At 67.8% G+C, this 26865-nt stretch carries 20 protein-coding genes; 10 read left to right on the top strand and 10 right to left on the bottom strand.

Annotation, left to right across the window (positions count from 1 at the left end):
* The first annotated feature begins 365 nt into the window (after positions 1-365).
* The 4 genes from FHT19_RS12705 to nagE are packed head-to-tail and all read left to right on the top strand — an operon-like array spanning position 366 to position 6877.
* Positions 366-1400, top strand: coding sequence for an SIS domain-containing protein (locus FHT19_RS12705; RefSeq protein WP_169475506.1), 1035 nt, complete (start codon positions 366-368; stop codon positions 1398-1400).
* Positions 1397-2533 carry an N-acetylglucosamine-6-phosphate deacetylase gene (gene nagA, locus FHT19_RS12700; protein ID WP_168557096.1) on the top strand — a complete coding sequence of 379 codons (1137 nt, stop codon included), beginning with the start codon at positions 1397-1399 and terminating at the stop codon, positions 2531-2533. Before FHT19_RS12705 ends, nagA begins: the two co-directional genes overlap by 4 nt.
* Before the next feature lie 49 nt (positions 2534-2582).
* Entirely contained in the window at positions 2583-5138 is a 2556-nt protein-coding gene (gene ptsP / locus FHT19_RS12695; protein WP_348981787.1) for a phosphoenolpyruvate--protein phosphotransferase, read from the top strand.
* 20 nt (positions 5139-5158) lie between these two features.
* Complete coding sequence (gene nagE, locus FHT19_RS12690) at positions 5159-6877, top strand: N-acetylglucosamine-specific PTS transporter subunit IIBC (protein WP_168557292.1); 1719 nt, start codon at positions 5159-5161, stop codon at positions 6875-6877.
* A 26-nt stretch (positions 6878-6903) separates the two neighbouring features.
* Here nagE and FHT19_RS12685 read toward each other — a convergent pair whose 3' ends face one another.
* The 3 genes from FHT19_RS12685 to FHT19_RS12675 all read right to left on the bottom strand — a co-directional run bounded on the left by FHT19_RS12685 (position 6904) and on the right by FHT19_RS12675 (position 11820).
* On the bottom strand, positions 6904-7674 hold the full coding sequence (locus FHT19_RS12685; protein ID WP_168557095.1) for a FadR/GntR family transcriptional regulator: 771 nt from the start codon (positions 7672-7674) through the stop codon (positions 6904-6906).
* A gap of 123 nt (positions 7675-7797) precedes the next feature.
* Entirely contained in the window at positions 7798-9048 is a 1251-nt protein-coding gene (locus FHT19_RS12680) for an MFS transporter (protein WP_169475402.1), read from the bottom strand.
* A 3-nt stretch (positions 9049-9051) separates the two neighbouring features.
* The gene (locus FHT19_RS12675; RefSeq protein ID WP_248290439.1) at positions 9052-11820 is read right to left on the bottom strand and encodes a glycoside hydrolase family 2 TIM barrel-domain containing protein; all 2769 of its coding nucleotides are present in this window, start codon (positions 11818-11820) and stop codon (positions 9052-9054) included.
* Positions 11821-12056: 236 nt separating this feature from the next.
* Between FHT19_RS12675 and FHT19_RS12670 the strand changes: the two genes are divergently transcribed.
* A complete protein-coding gene (locus FHT19_RS12670; protein ID WP_169475401.1) occupies positions 12057-14381 on the top strand; it encodes a TonB-dependent receptor in 2325 nt (774 codons plus the stop codon).
* Positions 14382-14446: 65 nt separating this feature from the next.
* Here FHT19_RS12670 and FHT19_RS12665 read toward each other — a convergent pair whose 3' ends face one another.
* Both FHT19_RS12665 and FHT19_RS12660 read right to left on the bottom strand, forming a co-directional pair.
* On the bottom strand, positions 14447-15139 hold the full coding sequence (locus FHT19_RS12665; protein ID WP_169475400.1) for a peroxiredoxin-like family protein: 693 nt from the start codon (positions 15137-15139) through the stop codon (positions 14447-14449).
* Positions 15140-15287: 148 nt separating this feature from the next.
* Entirely contained in the window at positions 15288-16121 is an 834-nt protein-coding gene (locus FHT19_RS12660) for a LysR substrate-binding domain-containing protein (RefSeq protein ID WP_168557091.1), read from the bottom strand.
* A 342-nt stretch (positions 16122-16463) separates the two neighbouring features.
* Between FHT19_RS12660 and FHT19_RS12655 the strand changes: the two genes are divergently transcribed.
* From FHT19_RS12655 to FHT19_RS12635, 5 genes are all read left to right on the top strand, one after another.
* On the top strand, positions 16464-17240 hold the full coding sequence (locus FHT19_RS12655) for an ABC transporter permease (RefSeq protein ID WP_168557090.1): 777 nt from the start codon (positions 16464-16466) through the stop codon (positions 17238-17240).
* 29 nt (positions 17241-17269) lie between these two features.
* Positions 17270-18073 carry an ABC transporter ATP-binding protein gene (locus FHT19_RS12650; RefSeq protein ID WP_168557089.1) on the top strand — a complete coding sequence of 268 codons (804 nt, stop codon included), beginning with the start codon at positions 17270-17272 and terminating at the stop codon, positions 18071-18073.
* 4 nt (positions 18074-18077) lie between these two features.
* Positions 18078-18713 (top strand): cysteine dioxygenase, encoded by a 636-nt coding sequence (locus FHT19_RS12645; protein WP_169475399.1) that lies wholly within the window; start codon positions 18078-18080, stop codon positions 18711-18713.
* Positions 18710-19969, top strand: a complete 1260-nt coding sequence (locus FHT19_RS12640; protein WP_169475398.1) for a rhodanese-like domain-containing protein — start codon at positions 18710-18712, stop codon at positions 19967-19969. Before FHT19_RS12645 ends, FHT19_RS12640 begins: the two co-directional genes overlap by 4 nt.
* A 93-nt stretch (positions 19970-20062) precedes the next feature.
* On the top strand, positions 20063-21442 hold the full coding sequence (locus FHT19_RS12635; protein ID WP_169475397.1) for an FAD-dependent oxidoreductase: 1380 nt from the start codon (positions 20063-20065) through the stop codon (positions 21440-21442).
* Positions 21443-21551: 109 nt separating this feature from the next.
* On the opposite strand, the gene FHT19_RS12630 is transcribed toward FHT19_RS12635, so the two are convergent.
* The 5 genes from FHT19_RS12630 to FHT19_RS12610 form a co-directional block, all read right to left on the bottom strand.
* Positions 21552-22367 (bottom strand): class II aldolase/adducin family protein, encoded by an 816-nt coding sequence (locus tag FHT19_RS12630; RefSeq protein ID WP_169475396.1) that lies wholly within the window; start codon positions 22365-22367, stop codon positions 21552-21554.
* A gap of 13 nt (positions 22368-22380) precedes the next feature.
* The gene (locus FHT19_RS12625; protein ID WP_169475395.1) at positions 22381-23466 is read right to left on the bottom strand and encodes an LLM class flavin-dependent oxidoreductase; all 1086 of its coding nucleotides are present in this window, start codon (positions 23464-23466) and stop codon (positions 22381-22383) included.
* Positions 23467-23591: 125 nt separating this feature from the next.
* Positions 23592-24557 carry an NAD(P)-dependent oxidoreductase gene (locus FHT19_RS12620; protein ID WP_169475394.1) on the bottom strand — a complete coding sequence of 322 codons (966 nt, stop codon included), beginning with the start codon at positions 24555-24557 and terminating at the stop codon, positions 23592-23594.
* Positions 24554-25726, bottom strand: a complete 1173-nt coding sequence (locus FHT19_RS12615; protein WP_169475393.1) for an acyl-CoA dehydrogenase family protein — start codon at positions 25724-25726, stop codon at positions 24554-24556. The genes FHT19_RS12620 and FHT19_RS12615 overlap by 4 nt, the downstream gene beginning before the upstream one ends.
* Before the next feature lie 3 nt (positions 25727-25729).
* Positions 25730-26728, bottom strand: coding sequence for an ABC transporter substrate-binding protein (locus FHT19_RS12610; protein ID WP_169475392.1), 999 nt, complete (start codon positions 26726-26728; stop codon positions 25730-25732).
* Positions 26729-26865: the final 137 nt, after the last annotated feature.

Here is a 26865-nt window from a genome sequence, read left to right as displayed (position 1 = left end):
TCACCAAACCTTGATGATAATTGATAAATTATAAATTCTCATAGGTATGCGGCTTGGTCGCGCCCGTGCTGACGCTCTCCAGCGGATCGGGGCTGCTCCTGCTCGCATCGCGCCCGGTGTCGCGCGCCACAGCATAGGGCAGCGCCGCTTTGCTCCGACTAAAAAAATACCTATTTACTACCATTGCATCAACTCTCCCGAGATGTATAACCAACCTGTCTTGCTGCGCGGCGGCATGACACGGTGCCCATCTCGTCGTTCAGACCCACCGGAAAGGTTAATGCGTGGAGGCCAAGTTGATCACGCCCTCAAGTTCCCCCGAACCGGGTGCCAGCCCTGCCACTCCCGCAACGGCAACCACCTGGATGCATCGCGAAGCGGCAGAGGCTGGCGAGGCGGTGTCCCGTTTCCTTGCGCGCAATGCGCAAGCGCTGGCCGATCTCGGCGCGCGCCTGCGCCAGGCCCCGCCGCCCCTGGTCCTGACTTGCGCACGCGGTTCTTCCGATCACGCCGCCACGTATGCCAAGTACATGATCGAGACGGTGCTGGGCATTCCCACTGCATCGGCGGCGTTTTCCACCGTCTCGCTCTATGATGCGCCGATGCGTGCGGCCACTGGCGCCGCGCCGCTATGCATCGCCATTTCGCAATCGGGCCACAGCCCCGACATGCTCGCCACGGTGGAGCGCTACAAGGCTGCCGGCGCGCTGGTCGTCGCGCTGGTCAACAATGACGATTCCCCGCTCGCCCATCTTGCCGACGTGGCCCTGCCGCTTTGCGCCGGGCCGGAAATCTCGGTGGCGGCAACCAAGTCGTTCATCACCTCGCTCGCCGGCATCGCCGCGCTGGTGGCGGCCTGGAGCCAGGACGAAGCCCTCGTTGCGGCCCTGCCTGGCCTGCCCACCGCGCTCGACCAGAGTTTCGCGCTCGATTGGTCGGCCGCCCAGGCCGGCCTGCAGGATGCGACCAACCTGTTCCTGATCAGCCGTGGCTATGGCCTGTCGATTGCGCAGGAAGCCGCACTCAAGCTCAAGGAAACCAGCGGCTTGCATGGCGAGGCGTTCAGTTCGGCCGAAGTGCGCCACGGCCCCATGGCTATCGTGCGCGATGGCTTTCCGGTGCTGGGCTTCGACATCGGCGGCCAGACCGGGGAAGACGTGCGCCAGGTCTGCCGCGATTTTGCACAGCGCGGCGCGCAAGTGTTCCTGGCCACCGCCCAGCCAGAAGCGATCCCGGCCGACAGCGGCGTAACCGTGCTGCCCGCGCTTGCCGCAGACGAAGCGATTGCGCCGCTGCTGCGCATTGCCAGTTTCTATCGCATGGTCAATGCCCTGTCCCTGGCGCGCGGGTTCAATCCTGACGAGCCGCCGTTCCTGGCGAAAGTGACCCGCACGCGATGACAGTCCTGGCCTTTACCAACGGGCACATCCTGCTGGGCGATACGGTGGCAGGATCGGCCGCGTTCACCCTGGCCGATGGCCGCATCGTGGCCGTGGCCCCCGATGTGGCGCCTGGCGCGCCAGCGATCGATCTGGGCGGCGGCTGGCTGTTGCCCGGCTTTGTCGATACCCAGGTCAACGGTGGCGGCGGCGCGCTGCTCAACAACGATATCACCGTTGCGGGCTTGGCGACGATCGCCCGCGCCCATGCCCGCTTCGGCACAACGGCCCTGCTGCCCACGCTGATCACCGACACGCCCGATGCCATGGCCCGCGCACTCGATGTGGTGGACGAGGCCATCGCGCAAAGTCAGCCCGGCATCGTCGGCCTGCATATCGAAGGGCCGTTCATCAATGCCGTGCGCAAGGGCATTCACGATCCCGCGCTGATCCGCCCGCTGGACGATGCCCTGCTCGACCAGTTGTGCCGCCCCCGGCGTGGCAAAGTCATGCTCACCATCGCGCCCGAGCAGGTGAGCATCGAGGCCTTGTCCCGCCTGGTGGCTGCCGGCGTCATCGTCAGTGCTGGCCACACGAACGCCACTTATGACCAGGCGCGCGCCGGCTTTACGGCCGGCATCACCGGGGTCACCCACCTTTACAACGCCATGTCGCCGCTCTTGCATCGCGCGCCCGGCATGGTCGGCGCCGCGCTGCTGGACCAGGGCGTGTGGTGCGGCGTGATTGCCGATGGCGTGCACGTTGCCGCCCCGGCACTGGAAATCGCGCTGCGCATGAAGGGGCCGGACCGGCTGATGCTCGTCACCGACGCCATGCCCAGCGTGGGCATGAGCGACGGCACCTTCGAGTTGAACGGACGGACGATCACCGTAACCGATGGCGTGTGCCAGGATGGCAATGGCACCCTGGCTGGCTCCAGCCTGGACATGGCCGGCGCGCTGCGCAACATGGTGGCGATGACCAGCGCCGACGTGCCCGCGGCAAGCCGCATGGCCAGCGCCACGCCGGCCCGGTTCCTGGGCCTGGCCGACGAGATCGGCACGCTTGCCCCCGGCCATCGCGCCGATCTGGCATGGCTCGATGCCGCGCTCGCGCCGGTGCAATGCTGGATTGGTGGCGCCGCGATGATCTGACCGCGCGCGGTCGTTTCGTTTCCCTGTTCTGGACGCATTACGAAAGTCGATGAAGCCGATGTCCAGCCTGATCCTTGGCGCACCGTTCGACGGTTGGCTCTCCCCGCTTGACGATGTTCCCGATGCGGTCTTTGCCCAGCGCCTGCTGGGCGACGGGCTGGCGATCGATCCGCTGGACGCGACGCTGCATGCCCCGGCCGATGCCACGGTGGTTTCCGTGCACGCTGCCGGCCATGCCGTGACCCTGCGCTTTGCCGGCGGGGTGGAGGCCTTGATGCACATCGGCCTGGAAACCGTGCGGTTGGGTGGCGAAGGTTTTACCGCGCACGTTCGTGCCGGAGACCGCGTGGCTGCCGGCGACCGGCTGATCTCGGTGGACCTTGCCCATGTTGCCCCGCGGGTCAAAAGCCTGATAACGCCGCTGGTGCTGACCGAAACCGCCGGCCATGCCATCGTCCAGCGCGCCGCCACTGGCCGCGTCACCCTTGGCGCCCCGCTGCTGGTGCTGGCGCCCGAGCAGGCCGCCGCACCCGCTGGACCGGGCGAATTCGCCGCCACCGCGCGCACCACACTGCGCATTCCGCTGGCCCATGGCCTCCACGCCCGCCCCGCCGCCCGCCTGGCCGAACTGGCGCGCACGTTTGATGCCGAAGTGCGGATCGTGCCCGAAGCCACGCCGCAGGCAACGCCCGTGCGCCTGCGCAGCCCCAGCGCGGTGATGGCGCTCGGCCTGCGCCATGGCGATGCCATGGCCCTGCTGGCCAGCGGCCCGGCGGCGCAGGCGGCGATCGATGCCCTCGCCGAACTGATCGGCACGGGCATGGGCGAAGGCCGCCCGTTGCCCGATGCAGCGCCCGCGCCCGTTGTCGTCACGCCAAACGAGCCTGCCGTTGCCGCCCCCGCCGCGCTGCAACCGGGCGAACGGCTGCACGCGGTAACCGCGGCGGCCGGTTATGCCATTGGCGCGGCCGCCTGGCTGGAGCGGCCAGAACCGCCGCGCGCAGCGCATGGCCAGGGCGCTGACGCGGAAAGCGCCCGCTTTGCACGGGCCATCCAGACGCTTGGCGCCGATCTCGATCGCCGCGCCCAGGCCGATGCCAGCGGCGAACAGGCCGCCATTCTCGCCGCGCACCGCCTCTTGCTCGACGACGAAGACATCCTGGCCGATGTACATGCCGGAATCGCCCGTGGGCAAAGCGCCAGCCTGGCGTGGCAGCACGCGATGGAAACCCGCGCCGCCGCGCTGCGCGCCGCGCCCGATCCGCACATTGCCCAGCGCGCCGCCGATTTCATCGATCTGGAATGGCAGTTGCAGTGGCATCTGGCCGGCCAGGAACCGCCGGCCGCCACGCTGCCGGCCAACGCCATCATCATCGCGCCCGATCTGGTGCCTTCGCAAGTGGCGGCGCTGCCGGTGGGCCAGGTGGCGGGGATCGTCACGGCCCAGGGCGGTCCCACCTCGCACGTGGCGATCATTGCTGCCAGCAAGGGCATACCCGCGCTGGTCGCCGCCGGGCCGCGCGTGCTGGATATCGCGCCGGGCACGCCGCTGCTGCTCGACGCCACGGGCGCCATGCTGACCGTTTCGCCCGATGCGCCAACCTGGGCCGCTGCCCAGGCCGAAGCCGCCCGGCGCCAGGCGCGCAAGGCCGCCGCGCAAGCCGCGTCGGGCCTGGAGGGGCGCACCCGCGATGGCCAGCGGATCGAGGTTTGCGCCAACTTGGGCAAGCGTGCCGAAGCCGCGCCGGCCGTGGCCGCCGGGGCCGAAGGCTGCGGCCTGCTGCGCACCGAATTCCTGTTCCTCGATCGCGCCAGTGCGCCCGATGAAGACGAACAGGCCGACGATTACAGCGCCATTGCCCAGGCGCTGGATGGACGGCCGCTGATCATCCGCCTGCTCGATATCGGCGGCGACAAGCCCGCGCCCTATCTGCCCATGGCGGCAGAGGAAAACCCGGCGCTGGGCCTGCGCGGCATTCGCGTGGGGCTGGCGCGGCGCGATGTGCTGGTGCCGCAATTGCGCGCCGTGCTGCGCGCCGGTGCTTTTGGTGACGTGCGCGTGATGGCGCCGATGATCGCCCGCGTGGAAGAACTGCGCGCGGTGCGCGCCGCGCTGGACGGAGAGGCCGCGAGCCTGGGCCTGCCCACGGTGCCGCTCGGGGTGATGGTGGAAACGCCGGCCGCCGCGGTGATGGCCGATGCCCTGGCTGCGGAATGCGATTTCCTGTCGATCGGCACTAACGATCTCACGCAATATGCGCTGGCGATGGATCGCGGCAATCCGGCTGTGGCCGGCAGCATCGACGGGCTCGATCCCGCCGTGCTGCGCCTGGTCGGCCTGTGCTGCCAGGGCGCGGCGGCCCATGGCAAATGGGTCGGCGTGTGCGGCGGCCTCGCGTCCGATCCGCTCGCGGTGCCGATCCTCATCGGCTTGGGCGTGACCGAACTGTCTGCCGCGCCCGCGATGGTGCCGGAAATCAAGGCGCTGGTGCGGGCGCTGTCGGCGCAGGATTGCCGGGCCCTGGCCGAACAGGTGCTTGGCGTTGCCACCGCCGCGCAAGTGCGCGTGCTGGCGGCCCAGATGATCGAGGGAGTTGCCCTGTGACAAACGCCGTGACAAACGCCGTGACGAACGCGCTGCAACACCTGCAAAGCCTGGGCCGCGCCCTGATGCTGCCCATTGCCGTGCTGCCGGTGGCGGCGCTGCTGCTGCGGCTGGGCCAGCCCGATCTGCTCGGCCTCGATTTCGTCAGCGCGGCGGGCAATGCCATGTTTGCCAACCTGGGCCTGCTGTTTGCCATCGGCGTTGCCACCGGCTTTGCCAAGGATGGCAATGGCGCCGCCCCTCTTGCCGGCGTGGTCTGCTTCCTGGTGGCGAGCGAAGGCGCCAAGGCGCTGTTGCAGGTGCCGGCTGACGTGGCGCCGGGCCTGGCCGATGCCGCCCGCACCGCCGTGGTTGCGGCCTGGCGCAGCGCGCAAGTCGATCACGTCGCGGTGCCGCTCGGCATTGTTTCGGGCATTGTCGGCGGGCTGGGGTACAATCGCTTTTCCACGGTCAAGCCGCCCGAATACCTGGCGTTCTTCGGCGGGCGCCGCTTCGTGCCGATCGTCTCGGGCCTGGCAGGCCTGGCGCTGGCGGGCATTCTCGGCTCCAGCCTGACGGCAATCAACGCCGGCGCCAACGCCGCAAGCCAGGCCGCGCTGGCCAGCGGGGGGCTGGGCCTGTTCGTGTTCGGCGCGCTCAACCGCCTGCTGCTGGTGACCGGGCTGCACCACATCCTCAACAACATCGCCTGGTTCGTGCTGGGCGATTATCACGGCACCACAGGCGATCTGCGCCGCTTCTTCGCGGGCGACCCCACGGCCGGGGCCTTCATGAGCGGGTTCTTCCCGGTGATGATGTTCGGCCTGCCGGCCGCGTGCCTGGCCATGTATCATGCTGCCCGGCCCGAACGGCGCAAGGCCACCGGCGGCATGCTGCTCAGCCTTGCCGCCACCTCGTTCCTCACCGGGGTGACCGAGCCGATCGAATTCAGCTTCATGTTCCTGGCGCCGATCCTCTATCTGTTCCACGCCTTGCTGACGGGCGCCGCCATGGCGCTGATGGCGGCGCTGGGTGTGCACCTGGGCTTTGGCTTCTCGGCCGGGCTGTTCGACTACGCGCTCAATTTTTCCAAAGCGCAGAAGCCCTTGCTGTTGATCCCGGTTGGCCTGGCCTATGCCGCGATCTATTACGGCGTGTTCCGCTGGGCGATCGTGCGGTTCGATCTCAAGACGCCAGGCCGCGACGATGCACCACCTGCGTCCAGCGACGGCCCGGTTCCGGCCCGCGAACGCGGCCAGGCCTTCGTGCTGGCGCTGGGCGGCGCGGCCAACCTGGTGGAAGTGGGCGCCTGCACCACGCGGCTGCGGCTGGTCGTGGCAGATCAGGCCGGCGTGGACGAAGCGACGCTGCGCAGCCTGGGCGCCAAGGGCTTGATCCGCCCCTCCCCCCGCGCGCTGCAGGTGGTGCTGGGGCCGCAGGCAGACCAGGTGGCCGTGGAAATCCGCGCTGCCATGACCGCTCCGGGTTCAGCCACGGTGCCGGTGGCGCCGGTGGTCGAAACATTTGCCCACCGCATCGATCCGGCCGCGCTTCCTGCGAATCTGGCGGCCGCGCTGGGCGGTGCGGCAGTGCTGGCGCAGGCGCGTGCCGTGCATGGCCGCCTGCTGCTGCCCGCCGGAACTTTGCTCAACGAAACCGTGCTGGTGGGCCTGGGCGCGCGCGGCCTGGTGGCCACGCCGGCCGGCCCGCAAGTGCTGTTTGCCGAAGCAGACCTGGCCGGCTGGCGCGTCGCTCTTTAGGGCGTGTGGAGATTTAGCCACGCACCCTAGGCCGTGGCGCGGGCGTAGCGATCGCGCTTGGCCTGGATGGCGCGGCGCGCCTCCTGCAGGGCGCGTTCCTCGGTGGCGAACAGCAGGCCTTCGAGCACGGCAGACAGATGCGCGCGCATGGCGGCCCGGGCCGCGGCGGGATCGCGCGCGCGCAGCGCATCGAGAATGGCGGTGTGTTCTTCAACCACCGGCTTCACATTGGCGTGGCGCGCCTTTTCATGCATCAGCGCCGCTTCGGGCGATGACGCGCGCAGCGCCCACAGGTTCTCCACCGCCTTGAGGACCGCGGTGTTGCGGGTGGCGCGGGCAATGGCCAGGTGAAACGCGCGGTCCGCCTGCTCGGTGCCGTTGGGATCGAGGTTCTCGGCGGCGATTTCGTGCACCAGGCGCTCGATCGTGGCGATGTCCTCATCCGTGACTTGCGTGGCCGCCAGGGCCGCCGCCTCGCCTTCGAACAGCAGGCGCGCCTCGGTCACTTCGAACGCGGTGGCGTTGAAGCCGGGCTTGTCCTCGTCTCCGGGCAGGCGCAGCACATAGGCGCCCGATCCGATGCGCACTTCCACCAGCCCCTGCACTTCAAGCGCAATGATCGCTTCGCGCACGGTGGGGCGACTGACGCTGAAACGCGCAGCCAGGTCGCGCTCGGCCGGCAGGCGCGTGCCGGGGGGATAGCGGCCGCTGGCGAGTTCCTCGATCAGCAGGCGGGCCAGATCCTGATAGAGCCGATCGTTGCCCTTGGCGGCCTGCGTGTCTTCACCTTGTGCCATTACGCTGTTGTTCGCCTTTCGCATCCCGGCAAACCGGCATGACCACTATATTGACAATCGACAGGCCGAATTGGTCGATCAATCCGATCCTACCACATCCGCTTGGCGATGCGCTAGGGCCGTTCACCGCGGCTCGCGCAGCAAGCGCCACAGCACTGCGGCGGCGGCCAGGTCCAATCCGGCCAGCGCCACGAACAGCGGGTCATAGCCCAGCACGTCCGCGCTCTGGCCAATCAGCAGGGTGAACAGCATGCCGCCGATCCAGGCGGCAGAGCCGGCCATGCCGCTTGCCGTGCCCACCGCGCGCGGCGGAAACACGTCGGCGCACAAAGTGATCAGCGCACCGCTGAGCAACTGGTGGGCAAAGCCGCCCACGCAGAACAGGGCGATCGCCATGCCCGGCGATCCCGCCAGGCCGATGCAGGCCGGCCCCACCATGCACAGCGCGCCCAGCGTCATGGTGATCTTGCGCGATGGCACCAGGCCCGCGCCCCGGCGCATCAGCCAGGCCGGCAATACACCCGCGGCCAGGCTGCCCATGTCCGCCGCCAGGAACGGCAACCAGCTCCACACGGCAATGGCTTTGAGATCAAGCTTCCACACCGCGACCAGGTAAAGCGGGATGAAGAAGTTGAAGGTCTGCCACGCCGGTTCGGACAGGAAGCGCGGCACCGCAATGCCCCAGAACGCGCGGGTGCGCAGCACTTGCCCGCGCGAGGCGTCGCTGCCCGCCACCACCGGCGGTTGCCCGGCCACGATCAGCGCGCGCTCTGCATCCGAAAGGCGCGGATGATCGGCCGGGCTGCGATAGCCCCACCACCACAGCGCCGCCCAGGCCAGGCTGAGCACGCCCGTTGCCAGGAACGCCGCCTGCCAGTTCCACGCCAGGATGCAGAACGCCACCAGCGGCGGGGCAATCATGTTCCCCAGGCTCGTGCCCATCTGGAACACGCCGGTGGCCAGCGGCCGCTCTCGCGCGGGAAACCATTCCGACACCGCCTTGGTCCCGGCGGGAATGGCCGCTGCCTCGGTCGCGCCCAGGGCGCCGCGAAACAGCGCCAGGCTCTGCCATCCCGTGGCCAGGCCATGCGCCATGTTGGCCAGGCCCCAGCCCACGGCAAAGACCATGAAGCCCACCCGCGTGCCCAGCGCATCGAGCACCGCGCCCGCCACGCTCTGCATCACGGTATAGCTGCCCTGGAACGCCAGCACGACCCAGCTGTACTGCTCGGTGGTCATGCCGAATTCGGCCTTGAGCGTGGGCGCGGCCACCGACAGCGTCGAGCGTGCCAGGTAATTGAGAATGGTGCCCAGCGTGACCAGGCCGATGATGCGCCAACGCAGCGCCGGCTTTGTGAACAGCGAACGCAGCATCGGTCAGCGCGTCCGCGCCAGATCGATCAGCGAAACCCGCGCTGGCCCCGTGCCGGCGGCAAAGTCCAGCGTCACGTCGCCACGCGCCTTGATCGTGAAGCTGTGTGCTTCGGCCCGTCCGTCACTGGTTGGGCCGTCGCTTGCCGGGATCGCCGGCTGGAAATCCTGCAACACCGGCTTGCCATCCACCTTGACGGTGAACGTGCCGGGCCGGGTCGTGGCCGCGCTGGCGAACCACAAGGTCAGCTTGTAGGTGCCGGGCCGGGCCGGCAGGCGATAGGTGAACGTGCCTTCGCGATAGCTCGCCATCGCATCGCGTTCGGCGCTGCCGGCAATCGGCGTGGCGCGCGCCGGGCGGCCATAATCGGCCGGAACGTCGAGCGAGGCCGCCGTGCCGCCTTCCACCCACTTGTCGGACCCCAGCAAGCGCGGCGCGCCCGATGCGTCCTGCCCGGCGCCGGCCACCAGTGCCCCGGCGTCGATCAGCAGCCGATCGGCATTCTGGGCCGGCAGAGCAAGGCTCGCGGTGTCCTGCGTGGCGGCCATGGTGCCGGTGCCCCGCGCCACCAGGGCATTGGCCCCCGAGTCCAGCGCCACGGCCCGCCACACGCAGACCTTTTGCGGGCAATCGCGCCGCACGCCCAGCGAACGTCCGTTGAGCAGCAATTCGGTTTCAGGCAGGTTGCTGTAGACCTTGATGTCGTTCAGCCGATAGGCGCGCGTGGCATACCGCTTGCCGGCGATGTACACCATCGGCGCCGGGTTCCAGTTGGCCTTGTAGAAATACCAGGCATCCTTGCGGGTATGGTGGTCATAGGCGACCAGGCCCTTGGTATTGATATCCTGCGCGTCGCCTTCGTTGCGGATCGTGGTGGCAAAGTCGAACGCGTTCCACAGCCAGGTGGCATAGAGCCAGGGCCGCGCTTCCAACTGCGCCAGCGCGGTTTCGTGGATATAGCTTTCGTATTCCTCGGGCTGGGCACGGCCACGCGAATCCGGGCGCCCTGCGGTCACATCGTCGGTGTGAATGCTCAGCGCGCCGCCCGCGCCATATTCGGTCACGGCCAGCGGCTGGCTGGGCCGCGCCGCGTGGATGCGGTCGAGCGCGCCGCCCAGGTCGCCGGGCTTGCCGAAGTACCACCCGAAATAGCGGTTCGCCCCGCCCAGGTCGGCGGCCGTGGCGGTGATCGGGATGCTCACGCCCGGCGCGAACAAGTTGCCTTCGCAGCAGGTGGCAAGCGCGGTGGGGCGCGAAGGGTCCTGCTGCTTGGCCAGGGCGTTCAACTGGTGCAGCAGCGGCATGGGATCGGGCACCGCGCCATCCTTGCCCCCGGTCAGGAAGATCGGCAGCGAGTTGCCGAAATCGACTTCGTTGGCAATGCCCCACATGCCGACCGAGGCATGGTTGAAGTTCTGGTGGATCAATTCGATCAACTGCTGCCGGGCATTGGCGACCAGCGCCGGATCGGGCTCCATCTTGCCGCCCAGGGTCCACGACGAGACCAGCGGGATTTCGTCCCACACCACCAGGCCCACCCGGTCGGCGATCTCGTGAATGGCCTGGCCGTGCTGGTAATGCGTGAGGCGGATGGAATTTGCCCCCATCTCGCGCAAGGTGGCCACGTCTTCCTCGATGTCGGCCCGGCTCAGCGCCCAGCCCTTGCCATCGCGATCCTGGTGATAGCCCACCCCGTGCAGGCGATAGGGCTGCCCATTGAGCAGAAAGCCGCGGTCGGGATCGACCACCATGGTGCGCAAGCCATAGGCCTGATCGATCCGGTCGAGCGGCCGGCCGGCTGCATCGCGCAGTTCGGCCACCAGGCGATAAAGGTAGGGATCGCTGGTCCCCTGCCACAAGTGCGGCGCTGCCACGCGCAAGCTGGCGGAAGCTTCGCCGGTGGTGCCCGCCATCAGCGTGGCAGGCACATCGGCGCTGGCCGCGATCGCGCCGGCGCGATCGACCAGGGCAAGGTGGAGCGTGGCCGCGGCCTTGGCCCGCGTGGCGTTGGCCAGGCGGGCGCGCACGGCAACCGTTGCCGCGCCGTCGGCGCCGATTGCGGTTGTGGCATAGACGCCCGGCCCACCCGAATCGGCCAGATCGAAATGCACCGGCGCGGTCGAAACCAGGCGAACCGGGCGATAGAGCCCGCCATGGACGAAGAAGTCACCCACCAGCGGCAGCACATCGGCGGTAGAGTTGCCGGCGGCGGGCTGCGTGTTATCGACCCGCACCACCAGCACATTGTCCTGCCCCGGGCGCAAGGCCGCGCTGGCGTCAAGCCGGAAGCGCGAGAAGCCGCCGCGGTGCTCACCCAGCAGGCGCCCGTTCAGCCACACTTGCGCAGTGCGGCTGGCCGCGTCGAATTCCAGCCAGTTGCTGCGCCCGGCAAGGTTGGCAGGCGCGGTAAAATGCAGGCGGTACCACCCGATGCCCTGGCGCTTGGCCACGCTCTCGGCGCGATTGGTGCCGCCTGCGCCGGTGCGATAATATCCCACGCGGTTCCACGTGTGCGGCACGCTCACCGTCGCCCAGGATGCATCGGGGAAAGCCACGGCCGCAGCGTCGGGCGCGTCCCCGTCAAAGAACCGCCACCCCTGCTCAAGCGCGATCTCGGCGCGTGGCTCGGCCACGCCCGGCGCCTGCGGCGCGGCCCGGGCAGGCACGGTGCAAAGGGCCGCAAGCGACACCGCCAGCAGGGCCGATGCGCGCCAACGCGGCATCAGACCGCAACCGTCGATCTGCGCCCGATGGCGCGTGAGGCGTTCGTTCATGCTATCTCCCAGAGCGGCGCCGCCTTGGCACGGTCACCGTCATAATTGGTCTGGCCGATATTAGGCAGGGCGAGCGCGTGAAGACAAGCTAAATCCTTGCTGGCCCATCTTTCGCGGTGCGCGCACGGCTCTGGCGCAAGAATCTCTGACCAATTCGGAAGAATTGGCTTGACAGCGCAAGCCAATTTGTGGATTCGGCCTGACCAATGCCCAAAAAAGCACAACGGGAGGATACCATGTCTGTTTCCAGGCTTCTTACGTCCGCAGGCGCCCTTGCCATCACCGCATGCCTCGCACCGGCTGCCGCCCTTGCCCAGAACGCCGCAGAACCGGCCGCTGCCGCCGCGCCGCAATCTGCCAATGCCGCCCCGACCGAAGGCCTCGCTGAAATCGTCGTGACCGCGCAAAAGCGCGCGCAGAACCTGCAGGACGTGCCCGTGGCGGTCACCGCGTTGAGCGCCGACACCCTGGTCAGCCACAACGTTTCAACCGTCGCCGATCTTCCCCGGCTGGCACCCAGCCTGACGCTGACGCAGGGCAACGTGCCCACCAACAACTCGATCAACCTGCGCGGTATCGGCACGGTGGCTTTCAGCACCGCGATCGAGCCTTCGGTGGCAGTGATCGTCGATGACGTGGCCCTGCTCCAGCAGGCCCAGGCCTTTTCAGGCTTGAGCGATGTCGAGCGGATCGAAGTGCTGCGCGGCCCGCAAGGCACCTTGTTCGGCAAGAATGCATCGGCCGGCGCCATCAACATCGTCTCCAAGGCCGCCACCGACACGCTGACCGGATCGATTACCGGCACCGCCACGACCGACGAGGAATACCGCCTCGACGCCTCGCTGTCCGGCCCCCTGGCCCAGGGCGTGGGCTTTCGCATCAACGGTTTCGTTGGCGATCGCAAGGGCTATATCCGCAACCTGCAAGACGGATCGAAGCTTAACAACGACAAGAGCTTCGGCCTGCGCGGGCGCCTCGATCTCGATCCTGCCGCCGGCGTCAAGGTCAACCTCATCGCCAGCCATTCGGAAAGCGAAAGCAACGGCTTTGCCCGCACCTTCCGCGCCGTGCCGGCCGGTGCCGCCATTTTCGGCACCCCGGTTGCGCCCAGCGTTGTGGGCATCACGCCGGGCACCGACAACTATTCCGTGCGCCTGGACAAGCCGCTGTTCAACAAGAGCATGCAGACCACGGTTTCGGGCCGCGCCAGCTTCGACCTGGGCTTTGCCAACCTGGTTTCGGTCACCAGCTACCAGGACTGGAAGTTCCGCTTCAACGAGGACTTCGACTATACGATTTCCAACGTGCTGGGCATTCCCGGCGGGATCGTGGCGGGCAGCACCTATCACGCCACGCAGTTCGCGCAGGAACTCCGCCTGGTTTCGCCCGGCCAGCGCCGGCTGACTTATGTGCTGGGCCTGTTCTATGCCGACGGCAAGACCGATCGCACTTTCGCGCGTGGCCCGTCCGGCCCGGTCGTCGCCGGCTGGACTTCGCGCAGCGGCACCCGCAGCTATGCCGCGTTCGGGCAGGCGACCTATGACATTGCCCAGGGCACCCACTTCGACTTGGGCCTGCGCCTCAACCACGAAAAGATCTCGGCCGACTTCCTCAACACGGTGACGCCGGCCACCATCCCCGCCAACAACGCGACCTGCCTGTCGACCTGCTCGGGCAAGTCCGACGACACCGCGCTGACCTGGAAAGGCGCGCTGCGCCAGGACCTGACGCGATCGGTCATGGCCTATGCCTCCTATGCCCGCGGCTACAAGGGCCAGGGGTTCGATATCAGCACCGGCTTCACCCCACGTCGCGCCGCCAATCCGGTGCGCCCGGAAAAGTCCGATGCCTATGAATTGGGGCTCAAGTCCCGCTTCCTGGACAACCGGGTCCAGCTCAATGTCGCCGCGTTCTGGAGCAATTTCCGCGACTTCCAGGCCCAGTCCGGCGTTCTGCTGCCCGACAACACGATCCAGTTGACGCTCAACAACGTGGGCCGCGTGCGCACCCGCGGCGTGGAAGTGGAACTGAACACGCGGCCAATGCCGCAACTCACCATCGACGGTGCGTTCAGCTATACCGACACCCGCATTCTCGAATATTCCGGTGCGCAATGCTACACCGGGCAGACCGTGGGCTGCTACGATTTGGATGGCAGCGGCCCATCGACCACCACCGGCCAGAACCTTGCCGGCAAGGGCCTGCCCAATGCGCCCAAGGTCAAGTTCAACATCGGCGGAAACTACAAGATCCTGCTGCCCAGCCTGCCCTTCGATGCCTTCGTGCAGGCGGACTATTCCTATCAAAGCAAAGTCAACTTCGACCTGCTCGGCAACCCGGCCACGGTGCAGGCGGGCTATGGCATCGTCAACGCCAGCCTGGGCATCGACCAGAACGACCGCGGCGGGCTGCGCGTGACGCTGTTCGTCAACAATCTGTTCGACAAGCATTACGCCTCGAACGTTTCGATTGCCTCGGGCGGCAGCGCGGGCCTGCTGGCCCAGTCGCTCGATCGCAACTCGCGGCGCTATTTCGGCCTGCGCGCGCGCTATCAGTTCTGAAACGAACGCAGCCGGCAGGCCCAGGCCTGCCGGCTGCGCGTTGCCAGGACGGGAACGGCAAGCGGTCAGCCCAGGTGGTCTACCTCGTGCACGCCCGCTTCGGGCAGATGCGCAAGGATCGCGTCAGCCTCTGGCCGGTCGAGCCAGTCGGGGCTCACCGCCAGGAACCGCACGCTGTGATCGGGCGCGATGATCACCACGGCAGGTTCGGTCATTTCATAGCTGTTCGTGCCCAGCGTCGCGCCGATCCAGGATTCGCCCGGCGCCACTTCGGGCTGCTCTTCGGGATAGAACGTGATGCCCAGTTGCCGCGCCAGGGCATAGCCCGGATCGGCAAAGGTGGGAAACCGCAGGCCGTGGCGCTGCGTCGGGCCGGGATCGACCGGGTTCTGTGCGCTGACCGCCAGCAAGGAAATGCCCGCCGCATGCAGCGCCGGCCACAAGGTTTCGTCATAATAGGGCAGCGCGATGTTGCATGCCGGGCACCCGCCAAAGCGGAAGAACACCAGCACTGCCGGCCCGTGGGCCAGGAGTTCGCTGCTGGCATGGGCCCTGCCGTCCGCGTCCACCAGCGTGAAAGGCGCCAGCCGCGTGCCGGGCGCGGGGTGGGCCGCCGGATCGTGCCGCTCCACCAGCACGCGGCGCTGATAGGCGTTGCGGGCCAGCTGCTCGGGCGCCCAGGTGCGCGCGCGCTCGGCCGCCAAATCGGCAAAGCGTCCAGCAAGACTCTTGTGGGCAAGGCTGGTGGTCTGGGTCATGGCGGGCGCTCCTTGGGCAGTTTCACCTTGGGCGTAACCTGCCCCCGGCGCGCCGACCATCGAGATCGGCGCGCCCGCGCATGAGAGTTTGCAATATCAGAGGCTCACCCGAAGGTCGGGCGACCTGCAGGACTTTCGGGTCAGGCTCTCAGAGCGCGGCGACGGTCTGCCGTGCCAGCTCGGCAAGCCGGGCCGTCGCGCCATCGAGCACGCTGGCGGTCTGGAGGATGCACGATACGCGCGGCAGCGCCGGCAAGGTGCCCGCTTCGAGCAGGGCATCGGGCAGGAACAGCGGCGTGCGCACCGTCAGGCCCAGGCCCGCCTGCACAGCGGCGCGCAACGTGGTGAGGTTGGGTGTTTCGACGGTAATGCGAAAGACCCGGCCGGCATCTTCGAGCGCGCGGATCGCGGCCTCGCGAAAGCGGCATGGCTGTTCGAGCACGGCCAGCGGAATGACCGGCCGCCCCGCCAGGCCCGCTTCGCCGAACCAGGCCATATCGGCCGTGGACACGGCGCTTTCGTCATTGGGCAGGCCATAGCCCAGCACGATGTCGAGCTGGCGCCGCTCCAACTGGCCCAGCAGTTCGGCCGTGCCGGCGATCCGCGAATAGATCTGCGCTTCGGGATGCAATTCGGCAAACTGGGCAAGCAGGCCCGACAGCAGCATTTCGGCAAAATCCTGGACCATGCCGATGCGCGCGGGGCCATTGAAATGGCCGGCACTGACCGCGGCAACGGCCTCGTCGTGCAAGGTGAGCACCTTGCGCGCATAATCGAGCATCAGCTCGCCGGCCGGGGTCAGCGTCAGCCGGCGCCCGTCGCGGTGGAACAGCGTCTGTTGCAGCAGTTCTTCCAGGCGCTTGATCTGCAGGCTGAGCGCCGATTGCGTGACGAACACCTTTTCCGAAGCGTTGAGCATCGAACCGGTGTCCACGATGGCGACAAAGCTGCGAAGCAGGTTGGTAGGCAGATTGACCGGCATGAAGGCACCATCAACAACGGGTTACAAAGGATTGGCCCGGCGAAACCGCGCCGGGCCACAAAGAGGCAGGCTGGCGCGTTCGGGTGCGGATGTCCGCCGGCCGTTGGAATGCGCTTCGTGTCGGTCTGCTACCGCTCCCGAATTTATCTATCAAAATAGTAGACATTTAAAATGCTAAAGCAAGTGTTTGTTTGCGCGCCCTGCCTCAGGAATCGGGGACTTGGTAGCCATCTATGAGCCGTGCTTATGGGTGGCGAACAAAACTCAATTGATTGCATAGACAATGCACGGTCTGCTGCTGCCACGTCTTGCCCCGTGTCACGTCATGCAGGTTTGCCTTTCATGTCCACCCGTATCCTTGCCCGCCTTGCCCGCTCGCGCTGGTCCTCGCCGCTGGTGCTGCTTGTCGTGTGGGAACTCGCCTCGCGCAGTGGCTTGATCCCCGAACGCACGCTGGCCGCGCCTTCGGCGGTGGTCGCTACCTTGTGGACGATGCTGGTGTCGGGCGAACTGCCACAGAACCTGCTGGTGTCCTTCTGGCGCGTGGGCCTGGGGCTGTCGATCGGCGTGGCCGCCGGCGTGGTGCTGGCGCTGGTGGCCGGGCTGTCACGCCAGGGCGAAGCCGCAGTCGATCCGATCATGCAGATCAAGCGCACCATTCCCACGCTGGCGCTGACCCCGCTGTTCATCGTGTGGTTCGGCATCGGCGAAACCCCCAAGGTGGCGCTGATCGCCTTCGCGTCGATGTTCCCGGTCTACCTCAACCTCTATAGCGGCATTCGCGGGGTGGATGTGCGCCTGCTGGAAGGCGCACGCAGCTTCGGCCTGTCGCAGGCAGAGCTGATCTGGCACGTCATCCTGCCCGGCGCCCTGCCCGCGCTGCTGACCGGGCTGCGCTATTCGCTCTCGATTGCCATCCTCGTGCTCGTCGTGGCCGAACAGATCAACGCGTCGGCCGGGCTTGGCTATCTCATCAACAACGCGCGCGATTTCATGCGCACCGATATCATCGTGGTGTGCCTGATGGTCTATGCCGTGCTTGGCCTGGGTGCCGACGCGCTGGTCCGCACGATCGAGCGCCGCGCCCTTGTCTGGCGCCCTTCCCTCATCAAGGCCTGAGCGCCGCATTGCCTCAAGGAGTGAGCCCCATGGACGCCCGCCTCCAGTTCCTTGCCGATACGCCTGCCGCGCCGGCCAGCCCCGCTGCCGATCCGATCGTGCGCCTCAACCGCTTTACCCGCCGCTTTGGCGATGTGACGGTGATCGATGGGTTGGACCTGGCCATCCAGCCGGGTGAATTCGTCGCCCTGCTCGGCCGCTCGGGTTCAGGCAAGACCACGCTGCTGCGCACGCTGGCCGGGCTCGACAGCGCCGATGGCCAGGACGTGACCGTACCCACCGCGCGCGCCGTGGTATTCCAGGATGCCCGCCTGCTGCCGTGGAAGAAAGTCTGGCGCAACGTGGCGCTGGGGCTCAAGGGCGCCGACATTCGCGCCCGTGCGCAGCACGCGCTCAAGGAAGTGGGCCTGGGCCATCGCCTCGATGCCTGGCCGCTCACGCTTTCGGGTGGCGAAGCGCAGCGCGTGGCGCTGGCCCGCGCCCTGGTGCGCGAACCGCAACTGCTGCTGCTCGACGAACCCTTTGCCGCGCTCGATGCGCTGACCCGGCTGCGCATGCACGAACTGGTGCTGGCCCTGTGGCGCGCCCACGGTTGCGCGGTGCTGATGGTCACGCACGACGTGGACGAAGCGGTGGCCTTGGCCGATCGCATCCTCGTCCTCGACGGTGGGCGCATTGCCGCGCAAGAGCGGATCACCATCGCGCGCGGGGCCCGCGCCGAACTGACCCTGCCACTCAAGGAAAAGCTGCTGGGTATCCTGGGCGGCACGCCGGCGCATTCCGGCCTGCCCGATCATGTGATACCCTTCCCCCACGCCGCTGCCGGAGCCTGATTACATGGCCACGCTTGCCGTTCCTCCCGCGCTTGTTCCTGCCGAAACACGCGCCGGCATTGCCCGCCTGCGCGGCTTCGTCACCAATCTGGCCGAACTGGTCAGCGCCACGCGGGACGAGACCGAGATCTTGCAGACCGGGTCCAAGCTGCTCGCGCGCCTGATCGCGCAGGACGACTGGCTGCCCCCAGCCTTCGCCATTCCCCATCCCGAACGCTATCAGCAATACCTGCTCCACTGCGACAGCCGCGAGCGCTTCAGCGTCGTGTCGTTCGTCTGGGCGCCGGGCCAGGGCACCCCGATCCACGATCATCGCGTGTGGGGCCTGGTGGGTGTGCTGCGCGGGGCGGAAACATCCGAACGCTTCGCTCGCCAGAGCGATGGGAGCCTCAAGGCCGATGGCCCGGCACAGTTGCTGCGCGCAGGCGAAGTGGAAGCGGTGAGCCCTCGCGTGGGTGACATCCACCGCGTGCGCAACGCGCGCGCCGACGGCCCATCGGTTTCCATCCATGTCTATGGCGCCAACATCGGCGCGGTCGAGCGCGCGACTTATGCGCTCGACGGCACGGCCAAGCGCTTCGTCTCGGGCTATGCCAGCTCGATGGTGCCCAACTTGTGGGATCGTTCGCAAAATCCATGACTACTTTGACCAAAGTTCGCACCACCAGCCCGCTTGGCCTGCGCCAGGCGCTGCTCGCGCGCCAGGAAGTGGCCCTGATCGATTTGCGCGAGGAGGCCGATTTCGCGCGCGGCCACCCGCTGTTCGCCGCGCAGATTCCCTTGCGCCGGCTGGCGCTGGAAGCGCGCTGGCGCCTGCCCCGCGCCGCTGTGCCGGTGGTGGTCTATGACAATGGCGAAGGGCTGGTCGAGCCTGCCATCGAAATCCTGGAAAGCCTGGGCTTCAGCGATGTTTCCGCGCTCGAGGGCGGCCTTTCGGGTTGGCGCGATCAGGGATACGAACTGTTCGAGGATGTGAATTCCTACTCCAAGGCCTTTGGCGAACTGGTCGAGCATTACCGCCACACGCCGTCGTTGCCGGCGCCCGACGTAGCGGCGCTGATCGAGGAAAAGGCCGACATCGCCATTCTCGATGCACGGCGGTTTGAAGAATATGCCACGATGAGCATTCCGGGCGGGGTCAGCACGCCGGGCGCGGAGCTGGTCTTGCGCGCCCGCGCCGTGGCGCCCGATCCCGATACCACGATCATTGTCAACTGCGCCGGGCGCACCCGCTCGATCATCGGCACCCAGTCACTGATCAATGCCGGCCTGCCCAACAAGATCTATGCCCTGCGCAACGGCACGATCGGCTGGACCCTGGCGGGCCAGGGGCTGGATACCGGGCAACAGCGCCGCGCGCCGCTGCCCGAGACCGGCCATGACTGGACCGACGAAGCGCGCGCCCGCGCACGCGACGTGTCCTATCGCGCCGGTGTGCGCCACATCACCTGGGACGAACTGGCCCATCTGCGCGGCGACGCCGCGCGCACGCTTTACCAATATGACGTGCGCCTGCCCGAAGACTTTGCCACCGGGCATCTGCCCGGTTTCCGCAACGCTCAGGGTGGCCAGCTGGTTCAGGAAACCGACCATTTTGCCCCGGTGCGCGGCGCGCGCATCGTGCTGGCCGACGATCTCGGCCCGCGCGCCGACATGACTGCATCGTGGCTGGCGCAATTGGGCTGGGACGTGGCCGTGCTCGACTGGCCGCAAGGCGTGGGACTGGAAACCGGCAGCGATGGCGCACCGCCGCCGCGCGGGCCCGAAGGTCGTTACAAGCGGCCCTATGAAGGCACCGACAATGCCGCAGCGGCCATGCAGGCCTATCTCGATTGGGAATTCGGCCTGGTGGAACAGCTGCGCCGCGATGGCACGCATGGTTTCTACGTGATCTGAGAGGCGCGGCGCCCGCACGCCACGCCTCAAAGATTGGCTATTGACCCCACAGGAAAAACTTGTCAGCCTAAATTCAACTTGAAAGGTTGAGTTATGGCGAATTCCTTTGCACTCCATGACTTGGCGCCCGAAACCTTGCCCGTCGCCGTGATCGGCGGGGGCTTTAGCGGCACCTTGCTGGCGATTCACCTGGCGCGGCGCGGGGCCCGCGTGGTCATCGTGGAGCGCGACCCTCAGGCCCTGGCCCATGGCCTTGCTTATGGCGCCTGCGGCCCACAGCACCTGCTCAATGTGCGCGCCGGGAACATGAGCGCCTTTCCCGACGATCCGGGCCATTTCCTGCGCTGGCTGGGCCTGGCCGAAGCGGACGCTGCCAATCACTTTGCCACGCGCGCCAGCTATGGTGCCTATCTCGCCAGCCTGCTGGCCACCGCGCGCGCCATGATGCCCGATCGCATCGCCATTGCCATCGCCGCCGCGCAAGGCCTGGTGCCTCAGGCCGATGGCACGCTGCGACTGGCGCTGGACAATGGCACGTCGCTGCATGCGCGCGCCGTCGTGCTCGCCCAGGGCAACCTGCCGCCGCAGCGCCACCGCGCGCTGGCCGGGTTCGAACCGCCGCTGGTCCTGCCCGATCCCTGGGCGCCCGGCGCGCTCGACGCGATTGCGCCCGATGCGCGCGTGCTGCTGGTGGGCACCGGCCTGACCGCGATCGACGTGATCCAGTCCCTTCAGGCGCGCGGGCACAAGGGGCCGATCCTGGCGCTGTCGCGGCGCGGCCTGGTGCCGCGCGCCCATGCCGCCAGCGGCCCCACGGTGACGCCGCAGCCGATGCCGGCCGCCCGCGGCAGCGCGCTGCTGCACCAGATTCGCGCGCGCGCCCGCGACGTGGGCTGGCGCCATGCGATCGACGAACTGCGCCCGCACACCCATGCGCTGTGGCAGGCGCACGATGCCACGGCCCAGGCCCGCTTCCTGCGCCACGCCCGCCCCTGGTGGGACGTGCACCGCCACCGCATGGCCCCGGCGATCGCGCAGCGCATTGCCGCCTTGCGCACCGAAGGCCGTTTGACCGTCGTCGCCGGCAACCTGCAAGCGGTGGAACGCCGCAGCGACGGCAGCCTGGTGGCGCAATGGCGCACCCGCCGCGACGCGCAAACCGTGACGCGCGCGCTCGATCATGTGGTGGTGTGCACCGGGCCGGGGGGTGATCCCACGCAAAGCCGCGATCCGCTGCTGCGCACCTTGCTCGCCGCCGGCCTTGCCCGGCCCTGCCCATTGCGGCTGGGGCTGGATGTGGACGGACACTGGCGGCTGCGCGATGGCGCTGGCCGTTCGGCCCTGCCGATCCATGCGATGGGCGCGCTGTCCAAGGGGCTCAATTGGGAAATGGTGGCCGTGCCCGATATCCGCCTGCAAGCGCAGCGCCTGGCAGAATATCTCACCCCGGTGCGGGAAGCGGTGGCGGCCTGAACATTGCGCCAGGGCCTTCAACAGGCTCAGGGCGAACGGATTGAAAGAACAGTTTTCTCAATTCCGTTCGGGCTGAACCTGTCGAAGCCCCATGGCTGCAACGCGCTATTTAGACATCATACCCCGGCAAGTCGCGGTTCACGCGGCGCAGCACCGCTTCCCATGCCAGCTGGTGGTGCGGCTTGCGCCCTTGCGCGGCGCGGGCGGCGGCGGGTTGTTCGGCAATCTGGCGCAGCGCCTCTTCCTGCGCTTCGGCCGGGGCAAGCAGCACATGGTCGCGGCCGCCGGCGAGCGCCGCCACTTGCGCCGAGCACGCCTCTTCAAGCTGGTAGATCGCGGCCCAGGCTTCGCCCGGCGTGCGGCCCAGCGCCAGCGTGCCGTGGTTGCGCAGCAGCAGGAACTGCTTGTCGCCCAGATCGGCCACCAGCCGCTCCCGCTCATCCAGGTTGAGCGCGACGCCTTCGTAATCGTGGTAGCCCAGGCGCGGGATGATATAGAGCGCGCGCTGCGACAAGGGCAGCAGGCCTTCCTTGTGCGCCGAGGCGCCCATCCCGTCGCGGGTGTGGAAATGCGCGATCCAGTGCGCATCGTGGCGGGCGGCATGGATCGCGGAATGGATCACGTAGCCGGCATAGTTGATGCCGTATTCGCCCTCGCCGCCGATCACGTTGCCGTCCAGATCCACCTTGACCAGGCTCGACGCGGTGATTTCGTCAAAAGCCAGGCCGAACGGGTTGATCAGGAAATGGGCATCGGGCCCCGGCACCCGCGCGGTGACGTGGGTATAGAGGAAATCGTCGTAATCGTAGATCGCTGAAATGCGGTAGAACGCAGCGAGATCGACGCGAGTGGCCCATTCGGCCTCGCTGATGCCATCGGGGCGTTCCTGCGGGTCGGAAACGGGACGTTCGAGAACGGTGGCCATGGAAAAGGCTCCTTCAACCGGCCAGGGCGACAGGGCGGTCCTGGCGCGCGGCGTATTTAGCATGAACCAGCGGAATCAGATGCTCGCCATAGGCTACAGCATCGCCAAGCGGATCGAACCCGCGGATAAGGAAATGATCGATCCCGAGATCGGCATAGGCCAGCATGGCATCGGCCACCTGCTCGGGCGTGCCGACCAGGCCGGTGCTGTTGCCCTGCGCGCCGGTGAGCGCGGCCACCCCGGTCCACAGGCGTGCGTCGCGGCGATTGCCCGTGGCGGTTTCGAGCAGGCGCAGCGAGCCTGCGTTGGGTGGGCGATGGCCGCTGACCGGCAGGCCAGCCGCTTCGCGCACGGCCCGCACCTGGTCCTCGATATCGCGCGCCTTGGCCCAGGCCGCTTCTTCGGTATCGGCGATGACCGGGCGCAGCGAGAGCGAGAAGCCGGGCTTGCGCCCATGGTCGGCCGCGGCATGGCGCACCTGGCGCACGGCATCGGCCACTTGCGCCAGGGTTTCGCCCCAAAGCGCATAGACATCGGCGTGGCGGCCGGCGACGGCAATCGCCTCGGGCGAGGAACCGCCGAAGAACACCGGCAGATTCGACGGCTTTACCGCGCTGAACCCCTGGCGCACTTCATAGAAGCGGCCCTTGTGATCGAACGGAACGGTCGCGTTCCATTCCTGGCGCAGCACGTCGAGGTATTCGTCGGTGCGGGTATAGCGTTCGGCCTTGGTCGAGCCGACATCGCCGTCACGGGCCATTTCCTCGTCTGCGCCGCCGGTGATGATGTGCACCGCCACGCGCCCGCCCGAAAGCTGATCGAGCGTGGCAAGCTGCCGCGCGGCCAGCGTAGGCTGGGTAAAGCCGGGACGATGTGCGACGAGAAAGCCGAGCCGCTTGGTCAGCGCCGCCGCATGGGCCGCGACGATCTGGCTTTCGGGCGAGTTCGACCCGAACGGGATCAACACCCGGTCAAAGCCGCCAGCTTCCTGCGCTCGCGCCGCGTCTTCCACATAGGCGCGATCGAGGATGCGGCGCGCCGGGCCGTGGATTTCCGAGGTATTGTTGAAGCCGATATAGCCGATGAACTTGAGCGTCATGGCCTGGTGCCCTTTTTCGTTGAAATGCCGGAAACAATCTCGGCACGAATGTCTATCTTGGCAATCGAGTTATCCGCGCGGCCTATTGGCATTGCTCAATAGGGAGGGGCTCAATAGCGAGGGGCTCAATAGCCACGCGCCGGCTCCACCAGATCGCGCGGCGGCTCCCCTTGTGCAAAGCGGGTGATATCGCCCAGGATCTTGGCCAGGAGCTTGTCGCGCGCCACGGTGTAGTTGGACGAGAGGTGCGGCGTGAGCCTGACGCGCGGATGGGTGTAGAGGCGGTGACCGGCCGGAAGCGGTTCGGGATCCGTCACATCGAGCGTGGCAAAACCCAGGTGCCCGCGATCGAGCGCTTCGAGCAGGGCCGCCTGGTCAACCACGCTGCCGCGCGCCACGTTGACGAGGTGCGCGCCCGGCTTGGCCCGCGCCAGCAACGTGGCGTCAACGAGATGGCGGGTTTGCGGCGTGGCCGGCACGGCCAGCACGATGTGATCCGCCCGCGCCACCACGTCTTCCACGCGGGCGACCAATTCCACACCGGAAAGCCCCTCGGGCAAGGCGCCGGTGCGCCGCACCGCCACGACCCGCGCGCCCAGCGCCAGCGCCCGGCGCGCCACGGCCTGGCCAATGGCGCCCAGCCCGACCAGGCCGATGGTGCTGCCCAGGACCTGGCCCAGCGCGGAATAGCGCCAGCCTTCGGGCCCGCGCGCGGCCACGCCATCGAGATCCTTGGCCTGGCGATAGATCGCGCCGATCACATAGTCGGCAATCTCTTCCGAAGCGGTGCCGCGGGCGCAACTGACCAAAGGCCCGTCAAGGAGCCAGGCCGGGTAGAAATCGATGCCGGCAGACGCGCTGCACACCCAGCGCAGCCGCCCCGGCCAGACCGGCGGCGCCGGCGCCGCGCGGGCCGGCGCCCAGGCGGGAGATGGCCGCACGACCAGGACATCGGCATCGGCCGCCGCGCGCCAGGGTTCATCCTCGGGCGCCGCGATCACTCGCGGGCGCGCCGGGTGGCTGGCCAAGGCATCGTTGAGCGCCGGTTCGAGCTGGCTGGCGATGACAAGGCTGTTGGGGGCAAGGCTCATTGGCCCAGCCCCGCCCGGCCAGCGCCGACCAGCACGGTATCGGCCTGGGGCGAATGGATCCGGCTGCACAGCACGTCGCGATAGTGCCGCTCCAGCGGGTTGGCACGGCTGATCCCGGGATTGCCGGTCAGCTCCAGCCCGATTTCCACCGCGCGGATGGCGTTGGCATTGGCAAGGTGCTTGATCAGGTTGGCTTCGTGCGGCGGCGTGGACAGGCCGGCATCGGCAGCGCGCGCCGCGTTCTCGATCAGCACGCGGTTGGTCAGCAGCAGGCCTTCGATTTCGCCGAACTTTTCCTGCACGCGCGGCAGGGTGGCAAGCGCGGCGCCAAGGTTCGCCGGCTTGCGCGCGTTGAGATAACCGACCAGCCAATCGCGCGCGGCGCGGGCCACGCCATCATAGATCGTGGCGATGGCCAGGGCATTCCACAGGAACGCGCTGGTATCGTCACCCGGCTTGGGCGCCCATTCCTCGGGCGCGCGCAAGTCAACCGCCAGGGCCGGCGGCACCGGCGTATCGGCAAAGACCACCTTGTGGCTGACCGTGGCGCGCATGCCCAGATGATCCCATTCGGGCACGATGGTGATGCCATCGCTGTCCGGCCGCACCAGGAACAGGCCCAGGCGCAGCGGCGTCTCGTCCGTCTTGGCCCAGACGGCGAACCAGTCGAGCCCGGTGGAACCGGTGGAATAGATCTTCTCGCCCGAAATGCGCCAGCCGTCGTCGGTGCGGCGCGCCACCGTGGCCGGCAACCCGCCGCGCACCGGGGTGCCCAGTTCGGGCTCCACCCGGAAGGTGCCGACCAGGCCCTTGCCCGCCACCGCTTCGCGCGCCAGGCGTTCATACAGCGCGCGGTCCCAGCGCCGGCCCTTTTCGGGCGCGGCGTGGAACGCATACGTCATGAACAGGATCAGCGCGGTCGACGGCTCACCCTTGGCGACCGCGCCAAGCACGCGCAGCGTATCGAGAAAGCCGGCGCCCGCCCCGCCCAGGCGCGGGTCCACGGTCAGGCCGATCAGCCCTTCGCGCGCCAGGATATCGAAGTTCTCGCGTGGGAAACGGGGATTGCGGTCATAGTCTTCCGCCCGGTGCGCCAGTTCACGGGTCAGGCGATCGAGCGCGGCATCGGACAAGTCGGGATGGTCGGCGGAAAGGGCATGCGTGGCCATCGCTCAGGCCTCCTTGATCTGGGCATTGAAACGGTTGTCCCACAGCGGGCGCATGTCGACCCGGCGGCCGATCAGGCCCGCCTTGGCAAAGACATCGGCCACCCCCTGCTGCGAAGCGATGGCAGCATCGCTGACGCGGCGCAGCGTGAAGGGATCGCTGCGGCGGGCAAACTGGTCGTTGACCAACGCCACCGGCACGCCGATGGCATCGGCCACCTTGCCGGCCCAGACGTTCTGGTTTGCCGCCGTCCAGGCATAGCCTTGCTGGGTCAGGCGCAAGTAGCGCGCGATCCAATCGGCACGCAGCGGATCGGCAATCGCATCCTTGTGCGCGGCCACGATATAGTTGCCCGAAAGAAACCCCAGCGCGGTGCGCAGCACGCGCGCGCCTTGCGTGGCCAGCGCGCGCTGGATCGGAAAGCCATAGATCGCCCAGGCATCGAGCGAACCATTGCCGAACGCGGCAGCGCCATCGGCCACGGTCATCGCCACGGGCTCGATGTCGCCCCAGGCGAGGCCCACCGATTCGAGCATGCGGATCAGGAAATACTGCGTGGTGGTGGCACGGACATAGCCCACCCGCTTGCCCTTCAGGTCTGCCAGGGTGCGCAGCGCCGATCCGCGCGGCACCAGCACGGCCTGATTGTTGACGTCGCCATGGTAGACCGCGATCTGCCGGAAGCTCTGCACCGTGGAGGCTGCCGCGAAGACCGGGGGAATTTCGCTCATCCCGCCAAAGTCGATCGCGCCGGAATTGAGCGCCTCGACCACGAGGTGGCCGGATTCGAATTCGGAATAGTGCACGGGGAAATCGGGCACGATCCCGGCCGTGGCAAAGATCAGGCGGTTGTCGCTTTCGCCCTTGCCGGTGATGGCAACGCGCAAGGCGGTGGGCTTGGCCGTGCCAGAACAGCCGGCCAGCAGCGCGGCACCGGCCCCGGCCAGGAACGAACGACGGGCAACGCCGGGCACGGCACGGCGGGTATTGAATGGAACAGACATAATCTCAACCCTATCCGTTGAGTTTACCCTCGACCAATGAGATTTCCTTTGCCGTGATGAGCATCGGCAATGCGTTCGGGGCCATGACGATAACTCAACCATTGAAGTTGAGTTTCAATAGGACGGGCTGGTGGCCG

Source organism: Novosphingobium sp. SG919, from assembly GCF_012932495.1.
Taxonomy (GTDB): domain Bacteria; phylum Pseudomonadota; class Alphaproteobacteria; order Sphingomonadales; family Sphingomonadaceae; genus Novosphingobium; species Novosphingobium rhizosphaerae.
This window is presented reverse-complemented; position numbering and strand designations above follow the sequence as displayed.